We start from the raw sequence: 26990 nt of genomic DNA on the forward strand, positions 1-26990 counted from the left end.
ACGTGCCGCAGCATTTCACCCGAGAGTGCGGACGCGGCGTTTCCCGTCCGGACGCGCGAGACCCCCCCGCCCGAAAAGGGGCGACGGGGTCTCGCGGCGGAGCCGGTCAGGCGCGGGGCCTGGTCAGATCGCGACCTCCAGGGCGGCGACCTCGCCGGTCTTGGCGCTGACGGTGCTGTCGACGCTCACACCGCCGGCGGCCAGGACGCGGACGGTCCAGTCGCCGTCCGCGGCGAAGAACCGGAACACGCCCTCGTCGCCGGTGACGACCTCGGCGGTGAACTCGCCCGACGAGTCGAGCAGCCGGGCGTAGGCGCTGGACACGGGCTGGCCGTCACGGGTGACGGTGCCCTGGATGACGGCCTCGTTGGTCAGGTCGACGGTCGCCGGCAGGTGCGCCGTCTGCGCGGGCGCTGCGCAGCCCTGGGTCATGGTCTTCTCTCCTTCTCCGCCGGTCGCGGCGGGATGATGCTCCGGTACGGGCGGAAGGTGTGTTACTTGGGCTCGCCGAGCTCGACCGGCACGCCGACCAGCGAGCCGTACTCGGTCCAGGAGCCGTCGTAGTTCTTGACGTCGGACAGGCCCAGCAGCTCGCGCAGGGCGAACCAGGTGTGCGAGGACCGCTCGCCGATCCGGCAGTAGGCGATGATCGGCTTGTTCAGGTCGACGCCGGCCTCGGTGTAGAGCTCGCGGAGCTCCTCGTCGGACTTGAACGTGCCGTCGTCGTTCGCCGCCTTCGACCACGGGATGCTGCGCGCGGTCGGCACGTGGCCGGCCCGCTGCGCCTGCTCCTGCGGCAGGTGCGCCGGAGCCAGCAGCTTGCCGCTGAACTCGTCGGGCGAGCGGACGTCGATCAGGCCCTTCTTGCCGATCGCGTCCACGACCTCGTCGCGGAACGCGCGGATGGACAGGTCCTGCTCGGTGGCCTTGTAGTCGGTGGCCGGCCGCTCGGGCACGTCGGTGACCAGCTCGCGGGAGTCCAGCTCCCACTTCTTGCGGCCGCCGTCGAGCAGCTTGACCTTGTCGTGGCCGTACAGCTTGAAGTACCAGTAGGCGTACGCGGCGAACCAGTTGTTGTTGCCGCCGTACAGGATGACCAGGTCGTCGTTGGCGATGCCCTTGGACGACAGCAGCTGCTCGAAACCGGTCTTGTCGACGAAGTCGCGGCGGACCGGGTCCTGCAGCTCCGTCTTCCAGTCGATCTTCACGGCGCCACGGATGTGGCCCTTGTCATACGCGGAGACGTCTTCGTCTACCTCGACGAGAACGAGGCCGGGGGCGTCCAGGTTGGACTCCACCCATTCGGCGTCAACCAGGACGTCGGAGCGGCTCATGCGGGAACCTCCCTGTCGGAGCGGATCTTCGTGGTGAAGCGGCGGATCGGCGGAGGCATCTGACGGCCGAGGCGGTTTCCGGGCCCGTTCAGCACGGCGTACAGGATGACCGGCGCGTCGGCCGCGGCCGGACGCTGATCAGCCTGCATCGGATTGCTCCTGGCGGAGAGAACGTGCGCGTACGAGCGGAAGTCGGATTGCTCGGGAACGGCGGGCTCGATGCCTCAGGCCATGCGACAGAGCGAAGCCGAGACGCGGCAGAAGTCGACCGCGCGACGCTTCGTGAGCAGCTGCTCTGTCCAGTAACGCACGGTCCGATGGTAAGCCGACAGGCGCGGCGCTGTCACATCCGTCTCGGCTTTCGAGACAGTGACATTCGTCTTGGCGCAGGTCAACGGGTCCCCGCTCACGAGATGGCCGCGCCGAGAGCGGCGATGACATCGGCCTTGCGGGGCTGCCCGGCGGCCTTCCGGACGACCGTTCCGGCGGCGTCCAGGACCAGCACCGTGGGGGTGCTCACCACGTCCAGCCCGCGGACGAGATCGAGCCGCGCCTCCGCGTCGATCTCCACATGGGCCACCCCGTCGATCATCGCGGCGACCTCGCCGAGGACCCGCCGCGTGGCCCGGCACGGCGCGCAGAAGGCGGTGGAGAACTGCACCAGCGTGGCGCGTTCGCCCAGCTCGGCCCCCAAGGCCCCGCCATCCAGCCGCACGTACCGTTCCTTTCCGCGGACGCCGTCGTCCCATGCCAACACCCGCCGCGCCCCCGAACTTCCCGCACGCGGGCGGACCCGGCAGGAGTCAGGCGGAACCAGACGAGATCAGCCGTACCCAGGCCGGGCTCAGGGCGGGCTCAGGCCGGAATGGTGAGGAGGGGCCGGCCGCCGATCGTGACGACCTCGAACGAGAAGAGTTCGTCGCGCTGGAACATCGTGGAGCCCGCGTACTGGCCGTACCCCCTGCGGTACGCGACGTGCCAGCTTCCCAGTACGTCGCGCTGCCCGTTGCGGGCCACCGCGTAGAAGCGGCAGCTCGCGCCGTACGGGGCGCCGGCCAGGTGCAGCTCGACCTTCGTCCCCCACTTCTTCCTGTACAGGACCATCTCCGCCCGCACCTTGTTGCTGGGGTCGCTGGCCCGCAGCCGCTCCGCGCCCGAGCCGGTGGAGATCGACGGTGTCGGCGCCGGTGCGGCCACCTGCGGCTTCTCCCGCGCTGAGGCGAACAGGGCCCCCGTCAGCACACCCACGGCCAGCAGCGCGCAGGCCGCGAGCACGCCCGGCCCCCACCAGAGGCGCCCGCCGCCGGGAGGCCGCCGCCACAGCGCGAACCGCCTGCGCCGCGCCGCCCGCGCCAGCAGCGAGTCCAGCAGTTCGGGCGGCGGCCCCGCCATCTGCTCGATCTGCCGTTCGGTCACCCGCCCGAGCAGCGCGGGCAGCCCCGCAAGCCCGGCCAGCTCGTCCCGGCAGGCGGGGCATCCCTCCAGATGCGCCTCCAGCCTGGACCGCTCGCCCGGATCGATCGCGCCAAGCACGTAGACGCCCAGCGCCGCCCGCATCTCCGCGCAGTCGTTCACGGCGCCAGCCCCCGCTCCTCCAGGGCGAGCTTGAGCGCCCGCAGGGCGTAGTAGCTGCGGGACTTCACCGTCCCGGCCGGAATCCCCAGTGCCTTGGCAGCCTCGGCCACCGACCTCCCTCGGTAGTACGTCTCCACGAGCACAGCCCGGTGCTGCGGGCTGAGATCGGCCATGGCCTCGGCCACGGTCCACGACTCCAGCGCCCGGTCGATGTCGTCCGAACCGGCCGCCGTCATCAGCAGCTGCTCGTCGATCCCCGTCTCCGGCGGCCGCGACCGCTTCGCCCGGTGCGCGTCCACCACCAGGTTCCGCGCCACCGTGAACAGCCACGGCCGTACGGGCCGCCCGCCCAGCGCCTCGGGATGCCGCCAGGCCCGCAGCAGCGTCTCCTGCACCACGTCCTCGGCCTGGGCCCGATCACCCCCCGTCAGGCGCAGCACGTACCCGAGAAGCGGACCACCGTGCTCGTCGTACAGAGCACGCAGCAACTCCTCATCCGCGGTCGGCCCCACACCACGAACACGAACGACCGCCCGTTTCGGTTCACACGATTCACAGCCTCCTTTGAACGGCCACCTCCCTTCGTTACGCTCCGTGTCCAAAGCCTCCATACGGCGGCGCCCGGCGGGATGTCACGAGAGGACCTGAGCGGCGTGCCCGTACACGATGAGAGCGATGTCCTCCGCCATCTGGAGGCCGGCAAGATCAGCGATGTCCTGGTCAGGTTCGCCCGCCATCTCGACGAGCGGGACTGGCGGGCCTATGCCGACCTCTACACCGAGGACTGCACGCTGACGACGCCCCGGGCCACGCACCAGGGCCGCGTCGGACTCGCCGAGTTCGTCGAGCGCGACCTGGGCGGCTACACCGCCACCCACCACGTCACCGCCAACCACTCCATCGAGATCGACCGGGACGTCGCCACGGTCCGCTCGTCGCTCCACGCGACCCACGTCCGGAACGGCGACCCGACGGACTTCTGGGCCGTGGGCGGCTGGTACGACACCGTCCTCCACCGAACCCCCGACGGCCACTGGCTGATCCACAAAGTCAAGATCAACCCCGTCTGGCACCAGGACACCCGCCCGTAAGCCCCCCTGCCCACCGTTCGCGCGCGACGGGGCCGACCACGCTCGCGCCCGGGCGGGCTCTCGGGTGCTCGCGGCCTACCACGGCGGGCCGGCCGTTCGGGGGCGTCGGGAACTGGGTGCTTTCGGGCGGGGGGTGGGCTCTCGGGCGCTTGTGGCCCAGGTCAGGAGTGCGAGAGCGAGAAGCACTGTCCACAGGGTGTGGATAGTGGACCAGTTGGAGTGGCCCAGGGGGACCAGGGGGCTCTGGTCGGGGGGTATGAGGGCGGATGTGATGAAGAGGACCAGGAGGATGCCGCCCACCGCGAGGCCCGGGGCCGTGGTGGAGGTGAGGCGCAGGGCCGTGGCGGAGAGGGCCCAGGCCAGCGCGCACAGGGTGACCGCCTCCAGGGTCAGGGCCGGCCAGGGAAGCTCGTGGCCGGGGTCTCCCAGGTAGAGGATCGCCGTCCACCAGACCGCCAGGGCGGGGAGCACCAGGGCCACGCACAGGGCCTGGCGCAGTGCGCGGCTCGCGGGGACCACCTCGGTGGTCTCGCGGGACGGGTCGTCCAGGACGAAAGCGGCGCCGACGGCTCCGGCGAGGGCCGCTATGCGGAGCAGGTAGAGCGTGCCCCCTGGTTCGAGGTCGGTGACGCGGGAAGCGGCGGCGAGGGCCAGGCCCAGCGTCCCGGCCGCGGCCAGGTTCCGCCAGGGGAGCGATCGCGCCAGGGGACGCAGCAGCGGCCCCGCGATCAGCGCCCTCACGTGCGGTTCCGATGGACGGCGGATGCGCAGGTCACAAGTGGTTCCATTCGCGGTCGGCAACGTTCCGCGCAAATCACGTGCAAGTCCTTTCACGGCTGTCGGCAGGCGCCGCTGATCACACGCGGCTCCACCCGCGGCCAGTGATGGAGGGACCGCTGGTCAGGTGCGACCACAGTCACGGCCGTTGGACGGGGGCGCCGGTAATCAGGCGGCTCGGGTCGCGGTCCTCAGAGGTGCCGCTGAGCACGTGCGGCTCCAGTCATGGCCGTTGGACGGGGGCGCCGGTGATCACGTGGCTCGGGTCGCGGCCCTGGGGTGTCGTTGGTCAGGTGCAGTTTCGTTCGCGGTCGGCAGGGGTCTCCGGGGGGACGGGGATGCCGAAGAGGGTGGCGGCGCGGTCGGTGGTGGTTCCCGGGCTCGTCAGTTCGGGCCAGGACGCCTTGAGTACGCGGGTCACTTCGGGTTTGGGCTTCTTCAGGAGGGCTTGTACGGCGGCGAACTCGCGGTCGCGGACGACGATCGGGTTGACCGGGGCGAGGATCGAGCCTCCGCCGCCGCCGATGTGGGTCCGGGCCTCGGCGTACCGGGCCTGGCCGTCGGGGATCCCGCTGAGCGCGAGCCACATGGTGACGATGCCGCGGGCGTCGCACTTGGCGCCCCGGTCCGATTCGTCGTCGAGGACGAGGCCGCGGGCGAAGCTCCCGGCGAACTCCAGGCGGCGCGTGCCGTCCCAGGCCGTGCCGACCGTGACCTCGCCGCGCGGGCCGGGAGGCAGGCGGTCCAGGCTTGAGGGGCCCTCGGTGGCGCTGACCCGCTGCCGTACGGTGATCTTCCGCTGGACCGGGGTCAGCGCGCGGACGCTCTCGGCGACCTCGCGCCACTCGCCGAGCCAGGGCTTGAACTCGGGGAACGCGCAGTAGGTGGTCGGTCCGGCGTCCTCGCAGATCTGCATGGAGGACGGGTCGTTCGTGGCGCGTTCCCGGGCGGCGGCGAGCGCGTCGGACGGGCCCTGGGCCTGGAGTACGGCGGCCACGACGGTGGTGGCGAGCGCGGCAGCGGCCGTGGCGGTGACCGCTCGGGTACGGGCGCCCCCGGCGAGGACGGCGGCCATGACCGCCAGGACGGCGAGGGCCGCGAGGTAGAGGGCGTGCCAGCCGGCGGGACGGCCGATGAGTTCGGCCGGCAGCGGGCGGGCGCCCTCGTCGCTGACGAGCGGGGCGAGCCAGCGCAGCCCGCCGGAGCCGGGGGTGAGCACGAACGTCACGGCGATGATCAGGATGGCGGTCATCGGGGCCACGAGGACCGAGCGGACCAGGCGGGCCAGGGCGACGCCGAGCGCGCCGAGCAGGACGACCATGAGGGGCCCGGTGAGCAGTTCGGCGACCGCGACGTGGCCGGCCGCGCCCGGGCGGACGGCCTCGCGGGCGAACTGGCCCGCCACGAGCAGCGCCGCGAGCAGGACGACGGGGGCGATCGAGAGCGCGTGCGCGATCGTGCGGCGCCAGACGGGCAGGACGAGGACGTCGAAGTGCGCGTCCGTGCCGTGCCGCCGGGAGCGCAGGACCGCGCCGTTCACCGCGATGAGGGTGGCGAGCCCGATCAGGAGCGGGCTCAGCTGGGTCTCCCGGGCCACTTCCTGGAGCACGGGGTAGTCCTGGCCGGTGGTGCCGCCGGGCCACAGCAGCACGGCGAGGCCGCCGGCGGCGGCGAGCACGACCAGCGGGTGCAGCAGGAGCCTGCGCGCCTCCGCCCGTGCCAGCGCGAGGACGGACCGGTCGGCCACCGACCGGGGGACGGCCGTGCGCCTGGGGCGTTCGGTCTCCAGGAGGCTCATGCGGCCACCTCGACGCCGTCGAGGGCCAGGAGGTAGCCGTCTTCGAGGGTCGGCTCGACCAGCCGGGCGGCGGCGGGCGGGTCGCCGAGGTTGCGGTACTCGCCGGTGCCGGTGCGCCAGCCGGCCAGGGCGTCGGGGGCGCGCTCGGCGCTGGTCCAGACGCGGCCCTCGGCCAGGGCGGCCAGCTCGGGCGGGGTGCCGTCGAAGCGGATCCGGCCCTGCTTCATGACCACGACGCGGCGGCACAGCATCGCCACGTCCTCGGTCTGGTGGGTGGACAGCAGGACGGTACGGCCCTCGCCGGCCTCGGCGATCAGCTCCCGGAAGCGCATCCGCTGCTCGGGGTCCAGGCCCACGGTGGGCTCGTCCAGGACCAGGAAGCCGGGGTCGCCGACCAGGGCGGCGGCGAGCGCGACCCGCTGGCGCATGCCGCCCGAGAGGGCGCGGATCCGCTTGCCGCGGACCTCGGCGAGGCCGACGGAGTCCAGGACGCGCCGTACCTCGGCGTGCCGGGCGCCGCGGTGCGTCATCTCCTTGAGGATGGCCACGTAGTCGACGAACTCGAAGGCCGTGAAGCCGGGGTGGAAGCCCGGGTTCTGCGGGAGGTAGCCGAGCACCCGCCGGGCCTCGGTACGGCCGCGTACCGAGCCGGGGTCGTGGCCGAGCACCGACAGCGTGCCGCGGTCAGGACGCACGGCGGTGGCCAGGATCCGCAGCAGCGTCGTCTTGCCCGCGCCGTTCGGGCCGAGCAGGCCGGTCACGCCGCGTTCGAGGCGGAGCGAGACGTCGTCCACCGCGCGGGTGCCGCGGTACGAGAAGCGCAGTTCTGAAGCCGAGATCGTCATAGAGCCTCCTGGCGGCGAATTGGAAGGGGGAGTCGAGGTGGCGGTCGCTCTCGAAGCGGTCGCGGACCGCGAGCAGGAGCGCCGCGGCGGCGACGGCGGCCGCCAGGCCGCCGGCACGGCCGGCCGCCGTGAACGGGAAGAGCGTGTGGTGCGCGATCAGCTGGTTGGCGCCGAGCGCCGCGGCCCAGCAGGCGCCGACCACGGCGGGGCCGCCGATCGGGCCGAGCCAGGGCATCAGCGCCAGCCCGAGCGCGGTCAGCGCCAGGGCCGGCAGCAGCCAGCCCGCCGTGACCATGGCGAACGACGGCATCGCCAGGCTGCCGATCAGGGCCAGCGGCACCGTGGTCGCCAGCACCGCGACCGCCCGCAGCATCAGCAGCCGGAACGTGTGCAGCGGCGCCACCACCGCCATCTCGTGCGCGGGGTCGAGCCCCGGCCCGAAGGACAGCGCCACCCCCGCCAGCGGCAGCAGCGGCGCCGTCGCCAGCAGCAGGACCGGGGTCGCCGAACGGCCCACGATCACGCCGATCACCAGCACCGCCACCACCGACAGCAGCCAGGAGCGGCGCAGTACGGCGGTGGCGGCCAGCAGCCGGGCGGTGTGCCCGGGAACGCGCAGCCGTACCAGGAGCGACTCGACCGGGCCGGGACGGGGCGCGTCCATCTCGTCGGTGACGCGCGCCCACCCGGCCTCCAGCACGGCCGGGTCGGTCGCCTCGGCCAGGACGCCCCGGCAGCGGGCGCACGCCGCCAGATGCTCGTCGGCCGACCACAGCCGCGGCGGGGCGAGCCGTCCGGCCGCGTAGGCCCGCAGGTCGTCGTCGGGCACGTGCCACGTCATGCCAGCTCCTGCCGCAGTTGCCGGCGGGCCCGCTGGGCCCGCGTCTTGACCGTGCCGGGAGGGATGCCGAGCAGGACCGACGCCTCCCGGGTGGTGAGGCCGTCGATCACCGTGGCCTGGATGACGGCGCGCAGCTCGGGCGACAGGCGCTCCAGCGAGCCGCCGAGGTCGCCGTGCTCCACGCCGGCCAGCACGCGCTCCTCGGCCGACTCCTCGGGCCGCTGCCGCAGCCGCCCGAGGGCGTGCCGCAGCCGGCCGCGGGCGCCGTCGCCGCGCAGCGCGTCGATCAGGCGCCGGGAGCCGATCCGCCACAGCCATCCGGCGACGTCGCCGTCATGCCGGTACTTCGCGCCGCCGCGCCACACGTCCAGGAACGTCTCCTGGACGACGTCGTCGACGACGGCCTGGTCGGCGCACCGCGCCCGCAGGCGCGCCACCAGCCACGGCGCGTACCGCCGGTACAGCTCCTCGAAGGCCCGCCGGTCACCGCCCGCGGCGGCTCTCACCAGCTCGCCGTCGGCGGCCCGGCCCGCCTCGCTCACTCCGGTCACACCCCCTCATCGGAACGACCCCTCGTTCCGGTTCACGGGCGGAGCGGCGTTTTCTACGACTGGGAGAGCTTGCTCAGCTGGACGTTGTCGGCGGTGGCGCCGATCCGCAGGCCGTCCGGGGTGGGCTGGACCTGGCTGATGCGGGAGCCGACGGGCAGTTCGGTGACGGGCACGTTCCAGGTCAGCTGCTGCTGGAGGAGGTTCAGCGGGATCCGGACGCCGCCGGAGCCGACCGAGACGGGGGTGATGGACAGCCCCTTGCCGGTGGGCTTGACCGACAGCTCCGCGGTGCCGCCGACCGGGAAGCCCATGATCGCCCCGGTGAGGTCGACCTCCAGGTTGTCGCCCTTGGGACGGAGGTCCTTGACCTCCTTGGGCGCCCGCGCCTTGATCAGGCTGTACGGGACGACGGCGGAGGCGGTGGCGGTGCGCACCGTGACGCCCTCGGCGTTGCCGGCCGCGATGTCGCTCAGCGGCGCCTGGACGCCGCGCAGCTCGATCCGCACGTCGCTCACCCGGACGTCGTCCTGCGTCCAGTTGCCGATGGCCACGTCGATGCGGTCGTACTCGCCGCCGATCGACTGGGTCAGGAACGGGAAGCCGTGGATCTTCACGTCCGGCTGCTGGAGCAGGTTGTACTGCGCCTGGACCTGCTGACCGATCTGGTCCTGGGCGATCCGGACGCCGATCCGGTCCGCGGCGACGACACCGCCGATCACCAGGATCAGCAGCACCAGCAAGACCTTCCGCATGGACTCTCCTCAGGGCGTCGGTGTCGCGGGGGGCGATGACGGAAATGCCACCGCGCGGCTCGCGCGGCACGCGCGGAGGGCTCACGATAGCCGGGTGCCGCCGCGGGCCGAGTCGCTCCCTGGGATGACTTCGTGAACGTTCCGCGCGGATCCTGTGAGATCAGCCACCCGCGAACGGCGGCAGCACCTCGACGACGCCGCCCTCGGGAAGCTCGACGGCGGCGTGCGGCCGCGCGCCGACGGGGTCGCCGTCGACCAGGAACGAGCTGCGCTCCACGACCCGCCCGAACTCGGCGGACCGGCCCTCTCGCCGGGACGCCGCGGCCAGCGCCTCGGCCAGGTTCCCGGCGTCGTACGGCTCCTCGTGAACCCCCGCCGCGGCCTTCGCCGCCGCCCAGTACCTCATAGTCCCCTTCGCCATGACCCCAGCGTCCCATCCCCCTCGCCGCGGGGTCTCGCCCCGGTCGCCCCATTGTCCCGGGAGGCGCCTCGGATATGCTTTGCGGAGAGGGATCCGGGCGATGGGGCCAGGAAGTTCATCCGAACAGTCCAGCGTGGCACCGCGCCGTCAGCCCTGCGCAGAGGTGTCGTCCCGCCGGGCGAGGACGATGGGCCGCCTGGATCCTGAAGACTTGGGAGGCGGCACTTGAGCAGCTTGCTCTTGCTGACCAACGCTCTGGAACCTTCCGACGAGATCCTGCCCGCGCTGGGCCTCCTGCTGCATTCGGTACGGGTCGCGCCGGCGGAGGCGTCCGCGCTGATCGACGCGCCGCCGGCCGACGTGGTGCTCGTCGACGCCCGCCGCGACCTGGTCCAGGCCAAGAGCCTGTGCCGGCTGCTGCGGACGACCGGGCTCGACTGCCCGCTGCTGGGCGTCGTCACCGAGGGCGGCCTGGCCGCGCTCAGCCCCGAATGGGGGCTGGACGACGTGCTGCTGCAGACGGCGGGGCCGGCCGAGGTGGAGGCGCGGCTGCGGCTGGCCGTCGGCCGGGCGGCCGCGGTGGCGGAGGCGGAGGCGGACGACGTTCCGGGCGAGATCCGCAGCGGGGAGCTGACGATCGACGAGGCCACCTACACCGCGCGGCTGCGCGGCCGGGTCCTCGATCTGACGTTCAAGGAGTTCGAGCTGCTGAAGTACCTCGCCCAGCATCCGGGCCGGGTCTTCACACGCGCCCAGCTCCTCCAGGAGGTCTGGGGGTACGACTACTTCGGCGGCACCCGGACGGTGGACGTCCACGTGCGGCGGCTGCGCGCCAAGCTCGGCGCCGAGTACGAGTCGCTGATCGGCACGGTCCGCAACGTCGGCTACCGCTTCGTCCCCGACCACCGCCCCGGCGGCGACGCGGAGGACGCCAAGCCCGTCCCGGCGGGCTGAGAACGGAAGAGGGCCCCGCGACCGCACGGTCGCGGGGCCCTTCACGTCCGGCCGGAAGCCGTGGACCGGGCGGTCAGCCGAAGCGGCCGGTGATGTAGTCCTCGGTGGCCTTCATCTCCGGGTTGGTGAAGATGTTGCTGGTGTCGTCGATCTCGATCAGCTTGCCGGGCTGGCCGGTGCCGGCGATGTTGAAGAACGCCGTGCGGTCGCTGACGCGGGCGGCCTGCTGCATGTTGTGCGTGACGATCACGATCGTGTACTGGCTCTTCAGCTTGGCGATCAGGTCCTCGATCGCCAGCGTGGAGATCGGGTCCAGTGCCGAGCAGGGCTCGTCCATCAGCAGGACCTGGGGCTGGACGGCGATCGCGCGGGCGATGCACAGCCGCTGCTGCTGGCCGCCGGACAGGCCGGCGCCGGGCTTGGAGAGCCGGTCCTTGACCTCGTTCCAGAGGTTGGCGCCCTGCAGCGACTCCTCGACGATCTCGTCGAGTCGCGCCTTCTTGCGGACGCCGTTCAGCTTCAGGCCGGCGGCGACGTTGTCGTAGATCGACATCGTCGGGAACGGGTTGGGCCGCTGGAAGACCATGCCGACGACGCGGCGCACCGCGACCGGGTCCACGGACGGGCCGTACAGGTCCTCGTCGTCCAGCATGACCTTGCCCTGGACGCGGGCGCCGGGGATGACCTCGTGCATCCGGTTGAGGGTGCGCAGGAACGTGGACTTGCCGCAGCCCGAGGGCCCGATGAACGCCGTCACCGAGCGGGGCTCGATCGTCATCGAGATGTCCTCGATGGCGTGGACGCCGCCGTAGTAGGCGTGCAGCCCGGAGACTTCGATCCGCTTGGCCATGGGGTGAATGCTCCTTGTCGGGGTGTGTCGCGGAACGGCGTGGGGCGGGGGGTCGGCGGGGCGACCGCGAGGGTCAGTGCCCGCCGGCCGGGCGCCACAGCCGGGCGATCAGCCGGGCCCCCAGGTTGAGCAGCATGATGATCAGGATCAGCACCAGGGCGCCGGCCCAGGCCCGGTCGATGGAGTTCTGGTTGGGGTCGGCGGCCTGCTCCCAGATGAACGTGGGGAGCGAGCCCTGCGGCCCCTCGAACGGGTTGGTGTTGATCGCCTTGGTGAAGAAGATCGTCAGCAGCAGCGGCGCGGTCTCGCCCATGACGCGGGCGACGGCGAGCATGACGCCGGTGACGATGCCGCTGAGCGCGGTGGGCAGCACCACGAACAGGACGGTCCGCCAGCGCGGCACGCCCAGCGCGTACGACGCTTCGCGCAGGTCGTTCGGGACGAGCTTGAGCATCTCCTCGGTCGCGCGGACCACCGTCGGGATCATCAGGATGGTCAGCGCGAGCGCGCCGGCGAAGCCGGAGTACTCGAACCCGAAGGTCAGCAGCCACAGCGCCAGCACGAACAGGCCGGCGACGATGGACGGGATGCCGGTCATGACGTCGACGAAGAAGCTGATCGTGCGGGCCAGCCGGCCGTTGCCGCCGTACTCGACCAGGTAGATCGCGGTGAGCACGGCGATCGGCACGGCGATCACGCTGGTGATCGCGACCTGCTCCAGGGTGCCGATGATGGCGTGGTACGCGCCGCCGCCGGCGTCCATGCCGCTGAGGCCGTTCATCGAGAACGAGAAGAAGTCGGCGTCCAGCCGCTCGATCCCGTTGACGATCACGGTCCACAGCACCGAGAGCAGCGGGATGACGGCCAGCGCGAACGCGCCGTACACCAGGACCTGGACGGCCCGGTCCTTGACCTTGCGGCCGGTGGCGACCGAGGTCAGCGAGGGGCCGGTCCCATCCGGGGCGGGGCTCTTGCGGACGGAGACGGTGGTCACACGAACTCCTTGCGGCGGGCGACGACGGCGCGCGCGGCCATGTTGACGAGCAGGGTGATCACGAACAGCACCAGGCCGGAGGCGATCAGCGCGCCCTGGCCGGTCTGGGTGGCCTCGGCGAAGCTGTTGGCGATGTTGGCGGCGAACGTGCTGCCGCCGTCCTCCAGGAGGTGCCAGTTGATGCCGGGCACGAAGGTCAGCACCATGGCGACGGCGATGGTCTCGCCCATGGCGCGGCCGAGGCCGAGCATGGAGGCGCCGATCATGCCGGAGCGGCCGTACGGCAGCACCGACATCCGGATCATCTCCCAGCGGGTGGCGCCCAGGGCCAGCGACGCCTCGATGTGCGAGCGCGGGACCTGGAGGAAGACCTCGCGGGAGATCGACGAGATGATCGGCAGGATCATGATCGCCAGCACCACCGAGGCGGTGAAGATCGAGTTCTTGCCGGGGTTGTCGCCGCCGAACAGCGGGATCCAGCCGAGCACCGAGTTCAGGAACGCGCTGATCCCCTCCATGTGCGGAGCGAGGAAGATCAGGCCCCAGAGGCCGTACACGATGCTGGGCACCGCGGCGAGCAGGTCCACCAGGTAGCCCAGGCCGCTGGCCAGCCGGCGCGGCGAGTAGAACGAGATGAACAGCGCGATGCCGATCGCCACCGGCGTCGCGATGAGCATCGCGAGCAGCGACGACACGACGGTGCCGAACGCCAGCTGGGCGATCCCGAACCGCGGCGGGAGCGCGTTGGGGTCCCAGGTCTGCGAGGTGAGGAAGGACGCCTCGTTGTCGCGCAGCGCCGGGATCGCCTTCCAGATCAGGAACACGGCGATCGCGGCCATGATGGCCAGCACGGCGATCCCCGAACCGCGCGCGGCGGAGACGAAGATCTTGTCACCGGCGCGGCCGGTGCTCATGCGGCGGCCGGTGGCGCGGTGTCTGGCTCCGGCGGCCGTCTCGACGCCGGTGTCGGTGGTCACGAGGGGCCCTCCTCGGATGGCTTCGGCTGGGGTGGCTGAGCCTCGCTCAGCGTCCGGGGCGGCCGGTCGGGCCGCTCCGGCGGAACCCGCGGTGGCCCCGCCACCGAGGTCCTCGGTGGCGGGGCTGCCGTGGTCGGGTTCGTGGGTCAGGACAGGGCCTTCACGGCGCCCTGGACCTTGGTCAGCACGGCGGCCGGGATCGGGGCGTAGCCGATGTTGGTCAGGATCTTCTGGCCGTCGGCGCTGGAGGTGTAGGTGAGGAAGGACTTGACGAACTGGGCCTGCTCGGCCGGCAGCCCCTTCTCACAGGCGATCTCGTACGTCACCAGGACGATCGGGTACGCGCCCGGCTCCTTGGTGGCGTAGTCGATCTCCAGCGCGACGTCGTTGCCGGTGCCGACGATCTTGGCGCCCTGGACGGCCTTGGAGGCGCTCTCGGGGGTCAGCTCGGTGTACTCGCCGGCGCCGTTCTTGACCTTGGCCATCTTCAGGCCGTTGGTCTTGGCGTAGGACATCTCGACGTAGGAGATCGTCCCGGTGGTGTTCTTCACCTGGGCGGTCACGCCGTCGGACTTGTTGGCGCCCTGGCCGGCCTTGCCGGGCCACTTCTTCGCCGGCTCCCAGGTCCACGCCTTGGGCGCGGTGGCCTTCAGGTAGCTGGTGAAGTTGTCGGTGGTGCCCGACTCGTCGGCGCGGTAGACCGGCTTGATCGGGGTGTTGGGCAGCTGGGCGCCCGAGTTCTCCTTGGCGATCGCGGGATCGTTCCAGTTCTTGATCTTCCCGGAGAAGATGTTCGCGATCAGTTCCGGCGAGAGCTGGAGCGAGTCCACGCCCTCCACGTTGTAGATGACCCCGACCGGGCCGACGACCATCGGCAGGTTGAGGGGCTTGCCGCCCTGGCAGCGCTGCTGGGCGGCGGTCACCTCGTCGTCCTTGAGCGCCGAGTCCGAGCCGGCGAAGGCCACCTGGCCCTGGGTGAACGCCTGGATGCCCGCGCCCGAGCCGCTCGGCTGGTAGTTGAGGTTGGCGCCCGCGCACTTCTGCGCGTAGATCTTGGTCCACTCCTCGATCGCGTTCTTCTGCGCGCTGGAGCCGGCGGCGTTCACCGTGGCCTTGGCGCAGTCGATGTCGCCAGTGGGAACGGCGCTGGCGTTCGTTCCCTGGTTGTTGTCGCTGCCGCAGGCGCTCAGGGTCAGCGCGCCCGCCACGACCAGGCCGCCGAGCGCGGCGAGCCGAGAACCGTTCTTCACCGGGAGGTCTCCTCTTAGGTCCGTTAAGCGGTGTCCCTACCGGGGGCTGGAGCTTTGTCCAGGTAGAGGGGTCACCGTCGGAAGTGACGCTAAGCAGGAGAGGTGACCAGGCACCCCGATCCAGGTGAACGGAACATGAACGCCGTCGGCCGACGCCGCTAAGAATGCCCCGCTTTGCCATGTCCGGGGGGTTAACAGCCCAGGTCAGCCGCCCAAAAAGCCCGAAATGCCCGACCTCAGGGGCGTCTCGGGAGCTGCCTCAGGAGGCGCCGGGCGTCCCGTACATCACGTCCACCGCGTGCCTGGTGAAGCCCAGCGACTCGTACAGGCGGACGGCCGCGGTGTTGGACTCGTCGACGTACAGGAGGATGTACGGCACGCCGCGTCCCCGCAGGTGGTGCAGGCCCGCGAGGGTCAGCGTGCGGCCGAGCCCGAGGCCCTGGGCGGACGGGTCCACGCCCACGACGTAGACCTCGCCGGCGCCGTCCGGGTGCGTCTTGGTCCAGTGGAACCCGACGACCTTCCCGTCCTTCTCGGCGAGGAAGAAGCCCTCGGGGTCGAACCACGGCTCGGCCTCGCGGGCGCGGACGTCCTCCAGGGTCCAGGCGCCCTGCTCCGGGTGGTCGGCGAACGCGCGGGCGTTCACGTCCAGCCACGCCCGCTCGTCCTGCCCGGGGACGAACGCCCGCAGCCGCACGCCGTCCGCGACCGTGAGGTCCGGGAGCGGCTCGGCGGCGGGGCGGCGCAGCTGGAAGAGGGCGCGGACGCGTTCCATGCCCTCCGCGGCCGCCAGCCCCGCGGCGGCGGGCAGGTCGCCGTGCGCCCACACCCGCAGCGGTCCCGCGGCCTCGGCCACGGCGGCGCGCAGCAGGGCGCGGCCGTGGCCGCGGCGGCGGTGGGCCGGATGGACGACGAGTTCGGCGGCGGCGCTCTCGTCCGCGATGGCCGGGTCCAGGTGGGCGTACGCGACGACCGCTCCCGCGTCCGCGGCCGTGAGGCCGTGCCCGCCGTTGCGCAGCCGCAGCAGCGCGTGCTCCGAGAGCGGCCCCACCCCGTCGGCCGCGGTGGCGGCCTCGGCCAGGGCGAGCACCGCGGCGATCTCGGACTCGGTCAGCCGTCCCTCACTCATGATCGCCAGCCTATGCGGCCGGACCGCACCCACGGCGCGGCACCCTGACAGAACCGACGCATAAACGTCATGAGGCCGCAGGGAACCGTACGCCGGGCCGTCCTAGCGTTCCGGCCATGAACCGACGACGCCCCATCCTGGCGTGCGGCATCGCGGCCGCGGCCGCGGTGGCGGCGGCCACGCAACCGGCGGCCGCCCGGCCCGCGCCCGCCGCTTCCGTGCGGCTGCTGTCCCTCAACGACTTCCACGGCAACCTGGAGCCGCCGGCCGGCAGCTCCGGCACCGCCATCGACGAGCACGGCGCGGCCGTCCCGGCCGGCGGCGCCGCCTACGTCGCGACCCACCTCAAGCGCCTCGCGAACCGCGACACGCTGCGGGTGGCGCAGGGCGACATGATCGGCGCCTCGCCGCTGATCTCCGCCGCCTACCACGACGAGCCCTCGGTGGAGTTCCTCGGCAACGTGGGGGTGACCGCGTCGGCGGTCGGCAACCACGAGTTCGACGAGGGCCACCGGGAGCTCCAGCGCATCCAGCACGGCGGGTGCCATCCCGTCGACGGGTGCACTCCCGCCGGAACGTGGCGGGGCGCGAAGTTCGACTACCTCGCCGCGAACGTGGTGAAGGAGAGCACCGCCAGGCCCGTCCTCAAGCCGTGGACGATCCGGAGGATCAACGGCGTGCGGGTCGGGTTCATCGGCGTCGTCACCAGGACCACCCCGACCATCGTCAGCGCCGACGGCATCAAGGGCCTGACCTTCCAGGACGAGGTGGACGCCGCCGACCGGGCGGCCCGCGAGCTCAAGCGGCGCGGCGTACGGTCGATGGTGCTGCTCGTCCACGAGGGCGACCAGGTCCAGTCCGGGCAGCGGCCGGACGCGTGCGGCGTCGTGCCCGGCGCCGGGACGCGCATCGCGAAGGACGCCCACCCCGAGATCGACATGGTGCTGGCCGGGCATACCCACCAGCAGTACGTGTGCTCGGTGACCGACCCGGCGGGCCGGCCGCGGCTCTACTCGTCCGGATCGTCGTTCGGCCGCGTCATCACCCAGATCGACTTCAGGGTGGACCGGCGCTCCGGGGACGTCGTGCGCTCGTCCATGAAGGGCGACAACCACGTCGTCACCCGCGACGTGCCCGCGGACCCGGCCACGGAGAGGTTCGTGCGGACCTGGAAGGACCGGGTCGCCGAGGTCGCGAACAGGCCGATCGGCACCATCACGGCCGACCTCACCCGCGCGCCCTCCCCGGCCGGTGAGACCGCGCTCGGCGACGTCATCGCCGACGCGCAGCTCGCCTCGATGAGGGAGCACGGCGCGCAGGTCGCGCTGATGAACCCCGGCGGCGTCCGCACCGACCTGGTGTACAAGGCGTCCGGCTCCGAGGGCGACGGCGTCGTGACGTACGGCGAGGCGTTCGCGGTGCAGCCGTTCAGCAACGTCATGGGCGTGGTCTCGCTGACCGGCGCGCAGCTCGACGCGCTGCTGGAGCAGCAGTGGACGGGCTCCGGCGAGAAGATCCTGCAGCCGTCGGCGTCGCTGCGCTTCACCATCGACCGCACCCGTGCCGTCGGCGACCGCGTGTCCGGCATCACGGTCGACGGGCGACCGGTCGACCCGGCCGCCGCCTACAAGGTCGCCGCCAACAACTTCCTGCTCGGCGGCGGGGACGGCTTCACCACGTTCACCGAGGGCACCGACCCGGTGCTCGGCCCGATCGACCTGGACGCGTTCGTCGCCTACTTCGGCGCGAACTCCCCGATCGCGCCGCCCGCGCTCGACCGCATCTCGGGCCGGTAGGCAGAACGCGGGTGCAGGGCGCCCGTTCAGGGCGCGGTCTTGGTGAAGTCGTGAGAGAAACAGAAGGGCCCCGCGCGCCGCAAGGGGCGCGCGGGGACCTGTCTACGCGTTCGCGATCGAACGGGGCAGGCGCCCGCGGGTGAACGTCAGGCGCCGAAGAGGTGGACGAGCCAGTAGACGATCGCGGCCACGGCGGCGGCCATCGGCATCGTCAGCACCCACGCCATCACGATGTTGCCGGCCACGCCCCAGCGGACGGCCGACAGGCGCTTGGTGGCGCCCGCGCCCATGATGCAGGACGTGATCGTGTGGGTGGTGGAGATTGGAGCGTGCCAGACGTACGCGGCCGCGTAAAGGATCATGGAGGCCGTCGCTTCGGCGGCGAAGCCCTTCGGCGGGTCGAGTTCGATGACCTTCCGGCCCAGCGTCCGCATGATCCGCCAGCCGCCCGCGTACGTGCCGAGCGACAGCGCGCCGGCGCACGCGATGATGACCCACAGCGGGACGGTGTCGCCGGTGGCGTGCCCGGTGGTGACCAGCGCCAGCACGATGATGCCCATCGTCTTCTGCGCGTCCTGGAGGCCGTGGCCGAGCGCCATCGAGGCCGCCGACAGCGACTGCGCGATGCGGAAGCGGCGGCCGACCCGGCCTGGGTGCGCCCGCCGGAAGATCCACAGGATCGCGACCATCACCAGGTACGCCAGGCAGAACCCGACGACCGGGGAGATCACCATCGGGACCGCGACCTTGTCGACGACCTTGTCCCAGCTGACGTGCGAGGCCGAGGCCAGGCCCGCGCCGACCACGCCGCCGATGAGGGCGTGCGAGGAGGACGACGGCAGCCCGAAGTACCAGGTGATCATGTTCCAGGTGATCGCGCCGAGCACGCCGGCGGCGACCACGGTGAGGCCGTGCAGCCCGGTCGGCGGGGTGATCACCTCGCTGACCGTCTTGGCCACCTCGACGCCCAGCAGGGCGCCGATCAGGTTCATCACGGCGGCCATGATCAGGGCCGCCCTGGGTGTCAGCGCCCGGGTCGACACCGAGGTGGCGATCGCGTTGGCCGCGTCGTGGAAGCCGTTGGTGTAGTCGAAGACCAGCGCCACGACGATCACCAGGATGAGCACGGCCATCTGGGCGTCCGAGCGCAGCCCGAGCGCGCCCATCGCCATCACCAGCACCACGGCGAGCAGCAGCAGCGGCCAGAACTTCACCGGCCCGCGGCGGGCCTGCTCGACCAGCGTCGGGTCGGCGCCGGGCGGCTCGGCCAGGGCCGTCGCCGCGCCCGTGCCACCGCCCGGCCCCGCTCCGGAGCCCGGGTCCGGCTTCTCGCTCGCCGGTGCCTCGTTCGGCGAACTCATGATTCCTTGACCGCGATGGTCTCGACCGTGTTGGCCACATGCTCGAAGGCGTCGGCGGCCTCTTCCAGCCGGTCGATGACCTCCTTGAGCTTCATCACCGTCAGCGCGTCGTACTCGCCGCCGAACAGGTGGGCCAGCAGCTTGCGGTAGACCTGGTCGCCCTGGTTCTCGAGCCGGTTGATCTCGATCCAGTACTCGTTGAGCTCCTTCATCGAGCGCAGCCGCGGCATCGCCTCGGCGGTCAGCTCGGCGGCCCGTTCGAGCACCTCCACCATGTGCACGATGCCCTTGGGGAACTCCTCGATCTTGTAGAGGACGACGAGGTCGGCTGCCTCTTCCATCTCGTCCATCACGTCGTCGATCGTCGAGGCCAGCCGGTAGATGTCCTCGCGGTCGAACGGGGTGATGAACGTTTCGTTCAGCCGGCGCATGATCGCGTGAGTGCACTCGTCGCCCGCGTGCTCGCAGGCGCGCATCTTCTCCGCGATCGCTTCCCGGTCGGCGCCGTCGCTGATGAGCTCCACGAGCAGCCTGGCGCCGGTGACCAGGTTGTTCGCCGAGTCGGCGAACATGTCGTAGAAACTGTCCTCACGCGGCGTGAGACGCAAGCGCACGTCGTACTCCTGAAGTGCCGGAACGGTCCGCAGAGGATCGTAGGCGCAACCAGGCGTAAAAAGAACCTTTGCCCCATCTTCGGCTGGCGTCTTCCATCCTCTCACCTACAAGACTGCCCTAGCGGAACCGATGCACACGCGCCGGGGCACCGCACCGGCAGGCGTTGTCGATCACGCTGCGCGCACCGGCGGGCACGTTGGGACGATCAGAAGAGAACGGTTCCGCGGACGGGCCGTGATATAGATAACAGCCTCGAAGCGGGAGAGAACTGGAGGAGAAACGGTGAAACGGGGCGTAGCTGAGCCGGGGCGCCTGCCTCGGGGCGTCCCCGGCCTCATGCGGAACTATTGATCCTGCGGCGTCAGCTCGCGACGACCGGCCTCGCCGGAACGCACCCCGAGCACGATGTCGATCTCCGCGAGGGTCAGCGGCCGCTCGGCCTCGGCCACCGCGCTGAGGATCTCGGCATAGAGCTCGATCTCGTCCAGTGCGACACGGTCGTGGACGCGCAGGTCGAAGATCTGCTGGCGCACCGCGTCCACCTCCGTTCGTTCCCCACACCCACCGTCGAGGCTACGCGTCCCGTACCGGCGGGCACATGACCCAAGAGGGCCATTCGCGGGTCACTCTCCTCACCGGTCTTCCCGGCCGCGCGCCAGAGATGCGAACTATCTGCGGGTGGTCACCCCCGCTGGCGGAAATCCCCCATCATCTGCTCCAGTTCGGACTCCGGCAGGTCACGGGCGGTGAGCCGGGCGACGGTGGCCGCGTTGACGTCGGCGCCCGCCAGCCGGGCCGCCTGCCGCGCCGCCGTCTGCTCGAACAGGGCCCGGACGGTACGGGCGAACGCGAACTGCGGATCCTCGCGAAGCCGGGCGAACCGGGCGAGCAGCTCGACCCGCAGCTCCTCGTCCAGGATGTAGAGGTCGCGCTCCGCGTACGCCTGGAAGAGCCCGACCAGATCGCGGTCGCCCATGCCCTCGAACTCCATCGAGCGCCCGAACTCCGCGCGGAAGTGCGGTGACCCCGCCAGGAAGCCCTCCATCTCGGCGGCCGGGCCGGAGCAGACCACCATCAGCCGGCGGCCGCGCTGCCGCATGCAGCGCAGCAGCTCGGCCACCACGGCCGGGGTGCGGTCCAGCCGGTACGCCTCCTGGATCAGCAGCACGCCGCCCAGCGCCTGCTCGACCATGCTCGCCACCCGGGTGACGGTGTCGGTCTGGTCGCGCCCGGCCAGGTGGACGGGACGGCACGCGACCACGTGCCCCGAGTCCAGCAGCCCCAGCGCGGCGTAGATGCCGCCGAGCAGCCCGGCGACGGTGGTCTTGCCCGTGCCGGACGGCCCGTTGAAGATCAGGTGCAGCGGCTCGCCGCCGCCCACGCCGTGCCGGGCCCGGTCGGCGGCCAGCTCCGCCGCGTCGGCCAGCTCCCGCACCGCCTGCTTGACGTCCTCCAGCCCGGTCAGCTGGTCGAGACGCTGGAGGTAGCCGTCGATGTCGCCGGGCGGCCGCAGCGCCGGCTCCAGGCCCTCCGCGACGCCGGTGAGGTCCTCGGGGAAGAGCACCAGCCGGTCGCGGGACGCGCCGCCCGCCCGTTCCAGGTGCCGCTGGCACGCCTGGTCCAGGTACGCCTCCACCAGCCGCGCGTTGACCAGGTCGCCGGGGCCGCGCAGCCGTTCCAGGTCGGCGCGGGCGACCTCCAGCGCGGACGTCCCGACGGTGACCCGCCGCTCGTCGGCGAGCAGGTGCAGCAGCGTCATCCGGCGCTCGATGTCGCCGAAGTCGGGCAGGTGGTAGACGCGGAACGTCTCGATGAGCCGCGGGTGGTCGCGCAGCAGCCGCTTGTACGCGCCCGGCTCGCAGGTGGCGATCAGCGGCGCCGAGACGGCCGGGCTGCGCCGGGCCCGGCGCACCGCGGTGGCGACCGCCACCGGGTCGCCCGCGCCCGTGACGACGGCGTCGAGCCGTTCGAACAGGATCGCCGGCCCCGGCCGGGTGAGCAGGCTCGGCAGCCGCTCGGCGGGCGCGTCGCGGACGTCGTCGGCGTCGTGCGCGCGGATCGCGCCGTCGCCCATCCCGGCGTCGGCGAGGGTCAGCGCGATCAGCCGGGCGAGCCGGCGCTGCCCGCTGTGCGGCCGGCCGACGATCAGCACGCTCGGCACGCCCTCGCCCGGCCCGCCGCGGCCGCCGCCGCTGCCCGCGCCGCGGTCCACGCGGGTCATCCCGCCGCCGGCGGCACCGCCCGCCTCGTCCCGGCGGGTGCCGTAGCCGGCGTCCAGGCGGGTGCTCGGCCCGGGGCCCTCGTCGCGGCGGGTGCCGAAGTCGGCGTCCAGCCGGGTGCCCGGGCCGCCGTCCAGGCGGGTGGCGGGGCCGGTGCCCGCGGCGGGGGCGGGGCCGCCGTCGACGCGGGTCTCGTCCATGCCGCCCGCGCCGCCGCCACCTCCGCCGCCGCCCGGGCCGGTCCACCGCTCGGCCTGCGCGCGGAGGGCGTCGAGCAGCTCGGCCGCGTCCTGCGGGCCGGAGATGAAGCCGATCCCGAAGCGTTCGAGCGAGCGGCGCTCGGACCGGTCCGCCGGGGGCGGGATGTTCTCGACGGGCGTCTCGGGCGACGGGGTGTCGTCGAGGAAGTCGAAGTTGCCGACCATGGTCTCGGACATGATCCGCGTGCCGCCGTCGTCGGAGGCCGCCGGCTTGGGCGGCTTGGGCGGTGCCCCCTGCTGCCCGCCGGTCCCGGCCTCCTCCAGGTCGGCCGGGCCCATGACGCGCGTGCGCGGGCGCTCCTCGGGCGGCGCCGGCGGCACGGGCGGCCCCTGCGGGTGCGCGGCAGCGCCCGAGCCGTCGTCCATGCGCGTCGAGTACATGTCCGCGGGGGGCTGCTGCGGCGTGGGCGACGGCGGCTGCTGCTGCATGGGGGGCTGCTGCTGCGCGGGCGGCGGCGGGCCCTGGGGAGCGCCCGACGGCTGGTAGCCGAGCATCGTGTACGGAGGGACGACGTCCTCTTCCGGCTTCTCCTCGTCCGGCGAAGGCGGGAAGCCGGGGGACGGGAAGCCCGCCGCGGGCTGCTGCGGCTGCGGTGCCTGTGGTTGCGGCTGCTGGTGGGGCGGCGGGGCGTACGGGCGCTGCTCGGGAGCGGGCCCGGGCGGAGTCGGCGGAACGGGCGGCTCGGGCGCACCCGACATCCCGAACGCCGCCCCCTGCTGCGCACCGGGCGCGGGCGATGGCGACGGGGACGGCCCGGGAGCGGCGCCGGAGGGCTGGAACCCGAGCTGCGTGTAAGGCGGCGCCGCGTTCTCGTCCTGCTGCTGCTCCTCCTCCTTCGCGGACTGCGCGGGCGGCTGCACGAAGGGACGGTCCGGCTGGTTCGGCTGCTGCGACGACACCCGGGCGTCCGGCGGGAAGCCCGGCTGGGACTGCGCCCCCGACCACTCCGGCGGCACGGCCTTCGGCGGCGGGGTGGCCTGCCCGGACGGCGCCATCGTCGGGGCGCCCGCCGTGGCCCGGACGCGGCCGCGCCCGATGAGGCCCGCGACGACGGCGTTCGGCACGGGGAACCCGCGGGGGCGCGCGGGCATCCCGCCGGCGAGCTTGCACCAGGCCAGGTCCAGCTCGTACATCGTCGCCAGGAGCGTCTCGGACTTCTCCCCCGACACCGAGCGCAGCGGCCTGGGGAGGCGCATGTCGTCCGGCCACAGGCGCCGCAGCGGATGGCCGTTCTGGTCCAGTACGGCCTGCACGGTGTACCGGATCTCGGGATCCAGCCAGGGGACGACGTTGGCGGCCACGTCCTTGCGCACGACCGCGAGGTCCGCCGCCAGCAGCGCGGCGGCCACCAGGCGCGGCTCCACGTACGACGGGTCGCCCGGGTCGCTCACATGCCGCGCGACCTCCTCCGAGAGGGAGTAGAACGCGTGCCGGAAGTTGTCGCCGGGCGAACTCTCGTTGCGCAGCGACGGCACGAGGTGCGGCGGGCACCGGGTGAGCCACTGCTGGACGATCGCCTGGTCCCCGTAGGGCAGCGCGCCGTAGTCGACGGTCGGGTTGCTCAGCGTCGCGCTGAGCATGGACAGCAGCGCGTCCGCCCTGACCTGGAAGCGGACGTCCTCGCGCAGCGCGCTCGCCACGGCCCACATGGTCCGCAGCACGACGACCGCCGCGTCGACGCGGCCGGCGCGCAGCCGCTCGGCGTACAGGGCGACCAGGCTCTCCAGCGGCGGCGGGGTGAGCCAGCGCGGCCCGTCCACGTCGGGGAGCGGTTTGGCGCGGTACTGCTTCCAGTGGTCGAGCATCCGCCCGTCCAGGCGGGAGTCGAAGACCGGCGCCGCCGCGCTCCACAGCATCACGCCCCAGGAGGCGGCCACGGTGGACGGCGTCTGCGGCGTGAACTGCCCCGACCAGTGCGGGTACTCCTGGACGGGCAGCGCCGCCGCGGAGTCGACGGTCGCCCGTACCCGCATGCTCAGGTCGGCGTCGAAGTCGCGCCCGACGAACGGCCGCGCGGGCGGCGGGTCGTACGAGAAGTCGGGCCCGGCCGGGACGACGTGCGGCGGCAGCGGCGGGACCCGCACGCCCGCCTGCGCGACGGGGCGGGCCGACATCCGGATCTCGGGCGCGTGCGGCGGCGGGCACAGGTACCACTGGCCGTCGGACGGATGCAGCCGGTACCACCGGGCCCACGCCCCGAACAGCCACAACGTCCCGTCGGGCAGGACGAGCAGCCGTCCGCCGATCGCGTGCTGGCGCTGCTGAGGCGGCGCCGACGGCCACCATCCGGCGGCCACCGTCGCCCGCGTGTCACGCTCTGCCGCCGAGAACGGATCTTCCCCCCGAGAGGGGCGGGGCGGCGGAGCACTGCCATAGCCCGGTCCCCACACCACGTGGTCATCGTAGTCAGACCGGCCGCCGCCGGACTCCCCGCGATGTACGGCAATTCACATCATCGCGGGCCGATCGCGGGCGATCACGGGCGATCGGCGGCTGATCGCCGCGTCCGGAACGGGCTCAGGCCCAGGTGGCGGCGCGGTGCAGCTCCTTCTTCTGCATGTAGACGTCGGCCGTGAACTCCAGCCCGGCCCGGTCGTCGTCGGTCAGCTCCCGCACGATCTTGCCGGGCGTGCCGGCGACCAGCACCCCGGACGGGATCTTCTTGCCGGGCGGGACGAGCGCGCCGGCCGCGATCAGCGTCCCGGCGCCGACGCGCGCCCCGTTCAGGACGATGGCGCCGATCCCGATCAGCGAGCCGGTCTCCACGTGGGCGCCGTGCACCATGGCCTTGTGGCCGAGGCTGACGCGGTCCTCCAGGATCGCGGGCAGGCCCGGGTCGGCGTGCAGGCAGCCGAGGTCCTGGATGTTGCACTCCTCGCCGACGACGATCTCCTCGTCCTCGCCGCGCAGCACCGAGCCGTACCAGACACTGGAGGCGCGGCCCAGCGTCACCCGGCCGACGACCACCGCACCGGGCGCGATCCACGCCTCGGGGTGGATCCGCGGTTCGATCTCGCCCAATGATCCGACATAGCTCATGGCGCCGATCGTAGGACGCGGCGGGCCCGGGACGGTGCGGCGGGTGTCCCTTCCGGCGGTCGCCCTGCGCAGGGGCCCGGACGCGAAATGTCACGACATTCGATAACTTGGCAGGACGCTGCGGGCGAAGAAACTGCAGCGAGAAGGCGCGTTCCGCTTGCGCGAATGGGGTGGACCGGACAAGAGTCGACTCTGGACGTTTCCGATGATGCAGAGCCCACCGTGACACGTGGGCCGTGACACGTGTGGGCGCAGACCCCGTTCTGTGCCGCCGGGTCCGTAGCCGTCTCCGACCCCGACGGGGTGATCAGCCCCCGCCACGACCCCCCAAGGCACCATGAGCAACGAAGCCGAGATCCTGCCGAACCTCCTTCGCGAGGAAAACTTCGAGATCGTCATGCGCGGCTACAACCGCCGCCACGTCGACGAGTACATCGCCCGCTGCCAGAACCAGATCCGCGAGCTGGAGACCCGGCTGGCCCGCGCGCTCGACGACGTCGAGCGCACCCGGCGCGAGATGGCCGAGGTCCGCGAGGCCCGCAAGCCCACCGGGGACGACCTCAGCGACCGACTCAAGCAGATCATCAACCTGGCCGAGGACGAGGCCAAGGACAAGCTCGCCGAGGCCGAGGCCAAGGGTGCGCAGATCCGCAAGGACGCCGAGAACGAGTCCAAGCGGATCATCGACGACGCCCGTGCGCGCGCCGACAAGGACCTCGCGCAGGCGGAGCAGAAGGCCGAGCAGGTCTACGCGGCGGCGAAGAAGGAGTCCGACAGCGTGCTGTCGGCCGCCACGCAGGAGGCCGAGCAGACGGTGACCAGCGCCCGGCTGGAGGCCGAGCGCACGCTCACCGCCTCGGAACGGCGGGCCAGCGTCATCAACGAGGGCGCGACCCAGCGGCTCACCCAGCTCACCAAGAACCACACCCAGGCGCTGCAGCGGCTCACCGAGATCAGCGAGACCCTGCACCGGCTGCTGACCGCCGAGAACGAGGCCGGCCCGCTGGAGAAGATGGTCGAGGACGCGGTCAAGCAGCACACCGCCCCGGCCGCCGCGCAGCGCAAGCAGCCGCCCGCCCCGGCCGCGCCGCCGGCCCCGTCGCCCGCCGCGGCGAAGCCGGCCGCCGCCAAGCCCGCCGCCGCCCCGGCCCCGGTCAAGCCCGCGCCGGCCCCGTCGCCCGCCCCCGCGCCGGCCGCGCCGCCGGCGTCCCCGGCCGCGTCGTCGCCGTCGTCCGCGGGTGCGTCCACGCCCAAGCACGCCGCCCCGGCGCCCAAGCCGGCCGCGCCCTCTCCGTCCTCCCCGTCCTCTTCCCCGTCGGCGCCGAGCCCCGCACCGGCTCCCGCGCCCGGCGTCTCGTCGCCGGAGCCGCACCCGGTGATGAAGAAGCAGGACCACGAGGCCACCCGGATCGACAAGGCCCCTCCGCACGTCCCGTCGCACGCGTCCCCCGCCAAGGCGGTCCCGCCGTCGCCCGCCGACCCGGACGGCCCGTCCGACGGCCCGCTGCCGCCGTCCGGCCGGGGCCCGTCCGACACGTACTGAACGCGGCGCACGCCGCA

Annotated in this window: 27 protein-coding genes; 4 read left to right on the forward strand and 23 right to left on the reverse strand. The window is 72.7% G+C overall.

The features are described from left to right. Positions 1–123: 123 nt before the first annotated feature. The 6 genes from ACA361_RS25755 to ACA361_RS25780 form a co-directional block, all read right to left on the reverse strand. Entirely contained in the window at positions 124–432 is a 309-nt protein-coding gene (locus ACA361_RS25755; RefSeq protein WP_366623850.1) for a DUF1416 domain-containing protein, read from the reverse strand. Between the two features lie 62 nt (positions 433–494). Continuing rightward, complete coding sequence (locus tag ACA361_RS25760) at positions 495–1334, reverse strand: sulfurtransferase (protein WP_375015859.1); 840 nt, start codon at positions 1332–1334, stop codon at positions 495–497. Continuing rightward, positions 1331–1483, reverse strand: coding sequence for a hypothetical protein (locus ACA361_RS25765; protein ID WP_375015861.1), 153 nt, complete (start codon positions 1481–1483; stop codon positions 1331–1333). Before ACA361_RS25765 ends, ACA361_RS25760 begins: the two co-directional genes overlap by 4 nt. 257 nt (positions 1484–1740) lie before the next feature. Next, on the reverse strand, positions 1741–2043 hold the full coding sequence (locus ACA361_RS25770; protein WP_375015989.1) for a TlpA family protein disulfide reductase: 303 nt from the start codon (positions 2041–2043) through the stop codon (positions 1741–1743). Between the two features lie 146 nt (positions 2044–2189). Continuing rightward, entirely contained in the window at positions 2190–2909 is a 720-nt protein-coding gene (locus ACA361_RS25775) for an anti-sigma factor family protein (RefSeq protein WP_375015863.1), read from the reverse strand. After that, entirely contained in the window at positions 2906–3520 is a 615-nt protein-coding gene (locus tag ACA361_RS25780) for a sigma-70 family RNA polymerase sigma factor (protein WP_375015865.1), read from the reverse strand. Before ACA361_RS25780 ends, ACA361_RS25775 begins: the two co-directional genes overlap by 4 nt. Positions 3521–3562: 42 nt before the next feature. Between ACA361_RS25780 and ACA361_RS25785 the strand changes: the two genes are divergently transcribed. Then, positions 3563–4000 (forward strand): nuclear transport factor 2 family protein, encoded by a 438-nt coding sequence (locus ACA361_RS25785; RefSeq protein WP_375015866.1) that lies wholly within the window; start codon positions 3563–3565, stop codon positions 3998–4000. Between the two features lie 75 nt (positions 4001–4075). Here ACA361_RS25785 and ACA361_RS25790 read toward each other — a convergent pair whose 3' ends face one another. From ACA361_RS25790 to ACA361_RS25820, 7 genes are all read right to left on the reverse strand, one after another. Beyond that, positions 4076–4741 carry a hypothetical protein gene (locus tag ACA361_RS25790; RefSeq protein WP_375015868.1) on the reverse strand — a complete coding sequence of 222 codons (666 nt, stop codon included), beginning with the start codon at positions 4739–4741 and terminating at the stop codon, positions 4076–4078. A 325-nt stretch (positions 4742–5066) separates the two neighbouring features. Next, positions 5067–6575 (reverse strand): hypothetical protein, encoded by a 1509-nt coding sequence (locus tag ACA361_RS25795; RefSeq protein WP_375015870.1) that lies wholly within the window; start codon positions 6573–6575, stop codon positions 5067–5069. Then, a complete protein-coding gene (locus ACA361_RS25800) occupies positions 6572–7369 on the reverse strand; it encodes an ABC transporter ATP-binding protein (protein ID WP_375015872.1) in 798 nt (265 codons plus the stop codon). Before ACA361_RS25800 ends, ACA361_RS25795 begins: the two co-directional genes overlap by 4 nt. Next, positions 7260–8261: a zf-HC2 domain-containing protein gene (locus ACA361_RS25805; RefSeq protein WP_375015873.1), complete on the reverse strand. Its 1002-nt coding sequence runs from the start codon at positions 8259–8261 to the stop codon at positions 7260–7262. Before ACA361_RS25805 ends, ACA361_RS25800 begins: the two co-directional genes overlap by 110 nt. Further along, on the reverse strand, positions 8258–8812 hold the full coding sequence (locus ACA361_RS25810; protein WP_375015875.1) for an RNA polymerase sigma factor: 555 nt from the start codon (positions 8810–8812) through the stop codon (positions 8258–8260). The genes ACA361_RS25805 and ACA361_RS25810 overlap by 4 nt, the downstream gene beginning before the upstream one ends. Before the next feature lie 53 nt (positions 8813–8865). Beyond that, positions 8866–9564 carry a DUF2993 domain-containing protein gene (locus tag ACA361_RS25815; protein WP_375015877.1) on the reverse strand — a complete coding sequence of 233 codons (699 nt, stop codon included), beginning with the start codon at positions 9562–9564 and terminating at the stop codon, positions 8866–8868. Positions 9565–9724: 160 nt separating this feature from the next. Beyond that, on the reverse strand, positions 9725–9985 hold the full coding sequence (locus ACA361_RS25820) for a MoaD/ThiS family protein (protein WP_375015879.1): 261 nt from the start codon (positions 9983–9985) through the stop codon (positions 9725–9727). Positions 9986–10210: 225 nt separating this feature from the next. Between ACA361_RS25820 and ACA361_RS25825 the strand changes: the two genes are divergently transcribed. Continuing rightward, positions 10211–10939, forward strand: a complete 729-nt coding sequence (locus ACA361_RS25825; protein WP_375015881.1) for a winged-helix domain-containing protein — start codon at positions 10211–10213, stop codon at positions 10937–10939. 73 nt (positions 10940–11012) lie between these two features. On the opposite strand, the gene pstB is transcribed toward ACA361_RS25825, so the two are convergent. The 5 genes from pstB to mshD form a co-directional block, all read right to left on the reverse strand. Further along, on the reverse strand, positions 11013–11789 hold the full coding sequence (pstB, locus tag ACA361_RS25830; RefSeq protein WP_375015882.1) for a phosphate ABC transporter ATP-binding protein PstB: 777 nt from the start codon (positions 11787–11789) through the stop codon (positions 11013–11015). A 73-nt stretch (positions 11790–11862) separates the two neighbouring features. Continuing rightward, positions 11863–12729 (reverse strand): phosphate ABC transporter permease PstA, encoded by an 867-nt coding sequence (pstA, locus tag ACA361_RS25835; RefSeq protein ID WP_375015990.1) that lies wholly within the window; start codon positions 12727–12729, stop codon positions 11863–11865. Between the two features lie 50 nt (positions 12730–12779). Next, complete coding sequence (gene pstC / locus ACA361_RS25840; RefSeq protein WP_375015993.1) at positions 12780–13697, reverse strand: phosphate ABC transporter permease subunit PstC; 918 nt, start codon at positions 13695–13697, stop codon at positions 12780–12782. Between the two features lie 209 nt (positions 13698–13906). Then, a complete protein-coding gene (gene pstS / locus ACA361_RS25845) occupies positions 13907–15010 on the reverse strand; it encodes a phosphate ABC transporter substrate-binding protein PstS (protein ID WP_375015884.1) in 1104 nt (367 codons plus the stop codon). 259 nt (positions 15011–15269) lie between these two features. Beyond that, positions 15270–16139, reverse strand: coding sequence for a mycothiol synthase (mshD, locus tag ACA361_RS25850; protein WP_375015885.1), 870 nt, complete (start codon positions 16137–16139; stop codon positions 15270–15272). Positions 16140–16255: 116 nt separating this feature from the next. Between mshD and ACA361_RS25855 the strand changes: the two genes are divergently transcribed. After that, complete coding sequence (locus ACA361_RS25855; protein WP_375015887.1) at positions 16256–17935, forward strand: bifunctional metallophosphatase/5'-nucleotidase; 1680 nt, start codon at positions 16256–16258, stop codon at positions 17933–17935. A 146-nt stretch (positions 17936–18081) separates the two neighbouring features. On the opposite strand, the gene ACA361_RS25860 is transcribed toward ACA361_RS25855, so the two are convergent. From ACA361_RS25860 to ACA361_RS25880, 5 genes are all read right to left on the reverse strand, one after another. After that, entirely contained in the window at positions 18082–19101 is a 1020-nt protein-coding gene (locus tag ACA361_RS25860; protein WP_375015995.1) for an anion permease, read from the reverse strand. 191 nt (positions 19102–19292) lie between these two features. Next, a complete protein-coding gene (locus tag ACA361_RS25865) occupies positions 19293–19910 on the reverse strand; it encodes a DUF47 family protein (protein ID WP_366617187.1) in 618 nt (205 codons plus the stop codon). A gap of 345 nt (positions 19911–20255) precedes the next feature. Beyond that, positions 20256–20444, reverse strand: a complete 189-nt coding sequence (locus ACA361_RS25870; RefSeq protein ID WP_375015889.1) for a hypothetical protein — start codon at positions 20442–20444, stop codon at positions 20256–20258. 149 nt (positions 20445–20593) lie between these two features. Next, the gene (locus ACA361_RS25875; protein ID WP_375015890.1) at positions 20594–24688 is read right to left on the reverse strand and encodes a hypothetical protein; all 4095 of its coding nucleotides are present in this window, start codon (positions 24686–24688) and stop codon (positions 20594–20596) included. Positions 24689–24908: 220 nt separating this feature from the next. Next, on the reverse strand, positions 24909–25430 hold the full coding sequence (locus ACA361_RS25880; RefSeq protein ID WP_375015892.1) for a gamma carbonic anhydrase family protein: 522 nt from the start codon (positions 25428–25430) through the stop codon (positions 24909–24911). 337 nt (positions 25431–25767) lie between these two features. Here ACA361_RS25880 and ACA361_RS25885 point away from each other — a divergent pair, with 337 nt between their 5' ends. Further along, positions 25768–26973 (forward strand): DivIVA domain-containing protein, encoded by a 1206-nt coding sequence (locus ACA361_RS25885; protein ID WP_375015894.1) that lies wholly within the window; start codon positions 25768–25770, stop codon positions 26971–26973. Positions 26974–26990 lie beyond the last annotated feature (17 nt).

This window comes from Actinomadura sp. 21ATH (assembly GCF_041951345.1).
In the GTDB taxonomy this organism is placed as follows: domain Bacteria; phylum Actinomycetota; class Actinomycetes; order Streptosporangiales; family Streptosporangiaceae; genus Spirillospora.

Coding starts and splice junctions, on each gene's coding strand:
- ACA361_RS25760 (WP_375015859.1), bottom strand. CDS start 1,334: ATGAGCCGCTCCGACGTCCTGGTTGACGCCGAATGGGTGGAGTCCAAC.
- ACA361_RS25805 (WP_375015873.1), bottom strand. CDS start 8,261: ATGACGTGGCACGTGCCCGACGACGACCTGCGGGCCTACGCGGCCGGA.
- ACA361_RS25780 (WP_375015865.1), bottom strand. CDS start 3,520: ATGGAGGCTTTGGACACGGAGCGTAACGAAGGGAGGTGGCCGTTCAAA.
- ACA361_RS25795 (WP_375015870.1), bottom strand. CDS start 6,575: ATGAGCCTCCTGGAGACCGAACGCCCCAGGCGCACGGCCGTCCCCCGG.
- ACA361_RS25860 (WP_375015995.1), bottom strand. CDS start 19,101: ATGGGCGCGCTCGGGCTGCGCTCGGACGCCCAGATGGCCGTGCTCATC.
- ACA361_RS25755 (WP_366623850.1), bottom strand. CDS start 432: ATGACCCAGGGCTGCGCAGCGCCCGCGCAGACGGCGCACCTGCCGGCG.
- mshD (WP_375015885.1), bottom strand. CDS start 16,139: ATGAGTGAGGGACGGCTGACCGAGTCCGAGATCGCCGCGGTGCTCGCC.
- pstC (WP_375015993.1), bottom strand. CDS start 13,697: ATGAGCACCGGCCGCGCCGGTGACAAGATCTTCGTCTCCGCCGCGCGC.
- ACA361_RS25880 (WP_375015892.1), bottom strand. CDS start 25,430: ATGAGCTATGTCGGATCATTGGGCGAGATCGAACCGCGGATCCACCCC.
- ACA361_RS25885 (WP_375015894.1), top strand. CDS start 25,768: ATGAGCAACGAAGCCGAGATCCTGCCGAACCTCCTTCGCGAGGAAAAC.
- ACA361_RS25765 (WP_375015861.1), bottom strand. CDS start 1,483: ATGCAGGCTGATCAGCGTCCGGCCGCGGCCGACGCGCCGGTCATCCTG.
- ACA361_RS25820 (WP_375015879.1), bottom strand. CDS start 9,985: ATGGCGAAGGGGACTATGAGGTACTGGGCGGCGGCGAAGGCCGCGGCG.
- ACA361_RS25855 (WP_375015887.1), top strand. CDS start 16,256: ATGAACCGACGACGCCCCATCCTGGCGTGCGGCATCGCGGCCGCGGCC.
- ACA361_RS25815 (WP_375015877.1), bottom strand. CDS start 9,564: ATGCGGAAGGTCTTGCTGGTGCTGCTGATCCTGGTGATCGGCGGTGTC.
- pstB (WP_375015882.1), bottom strand. CDS start 11,789: ATGGCCAAGCGGATCGAAGTCTCCGGGCTGCACGCCTACTACGGCGGC.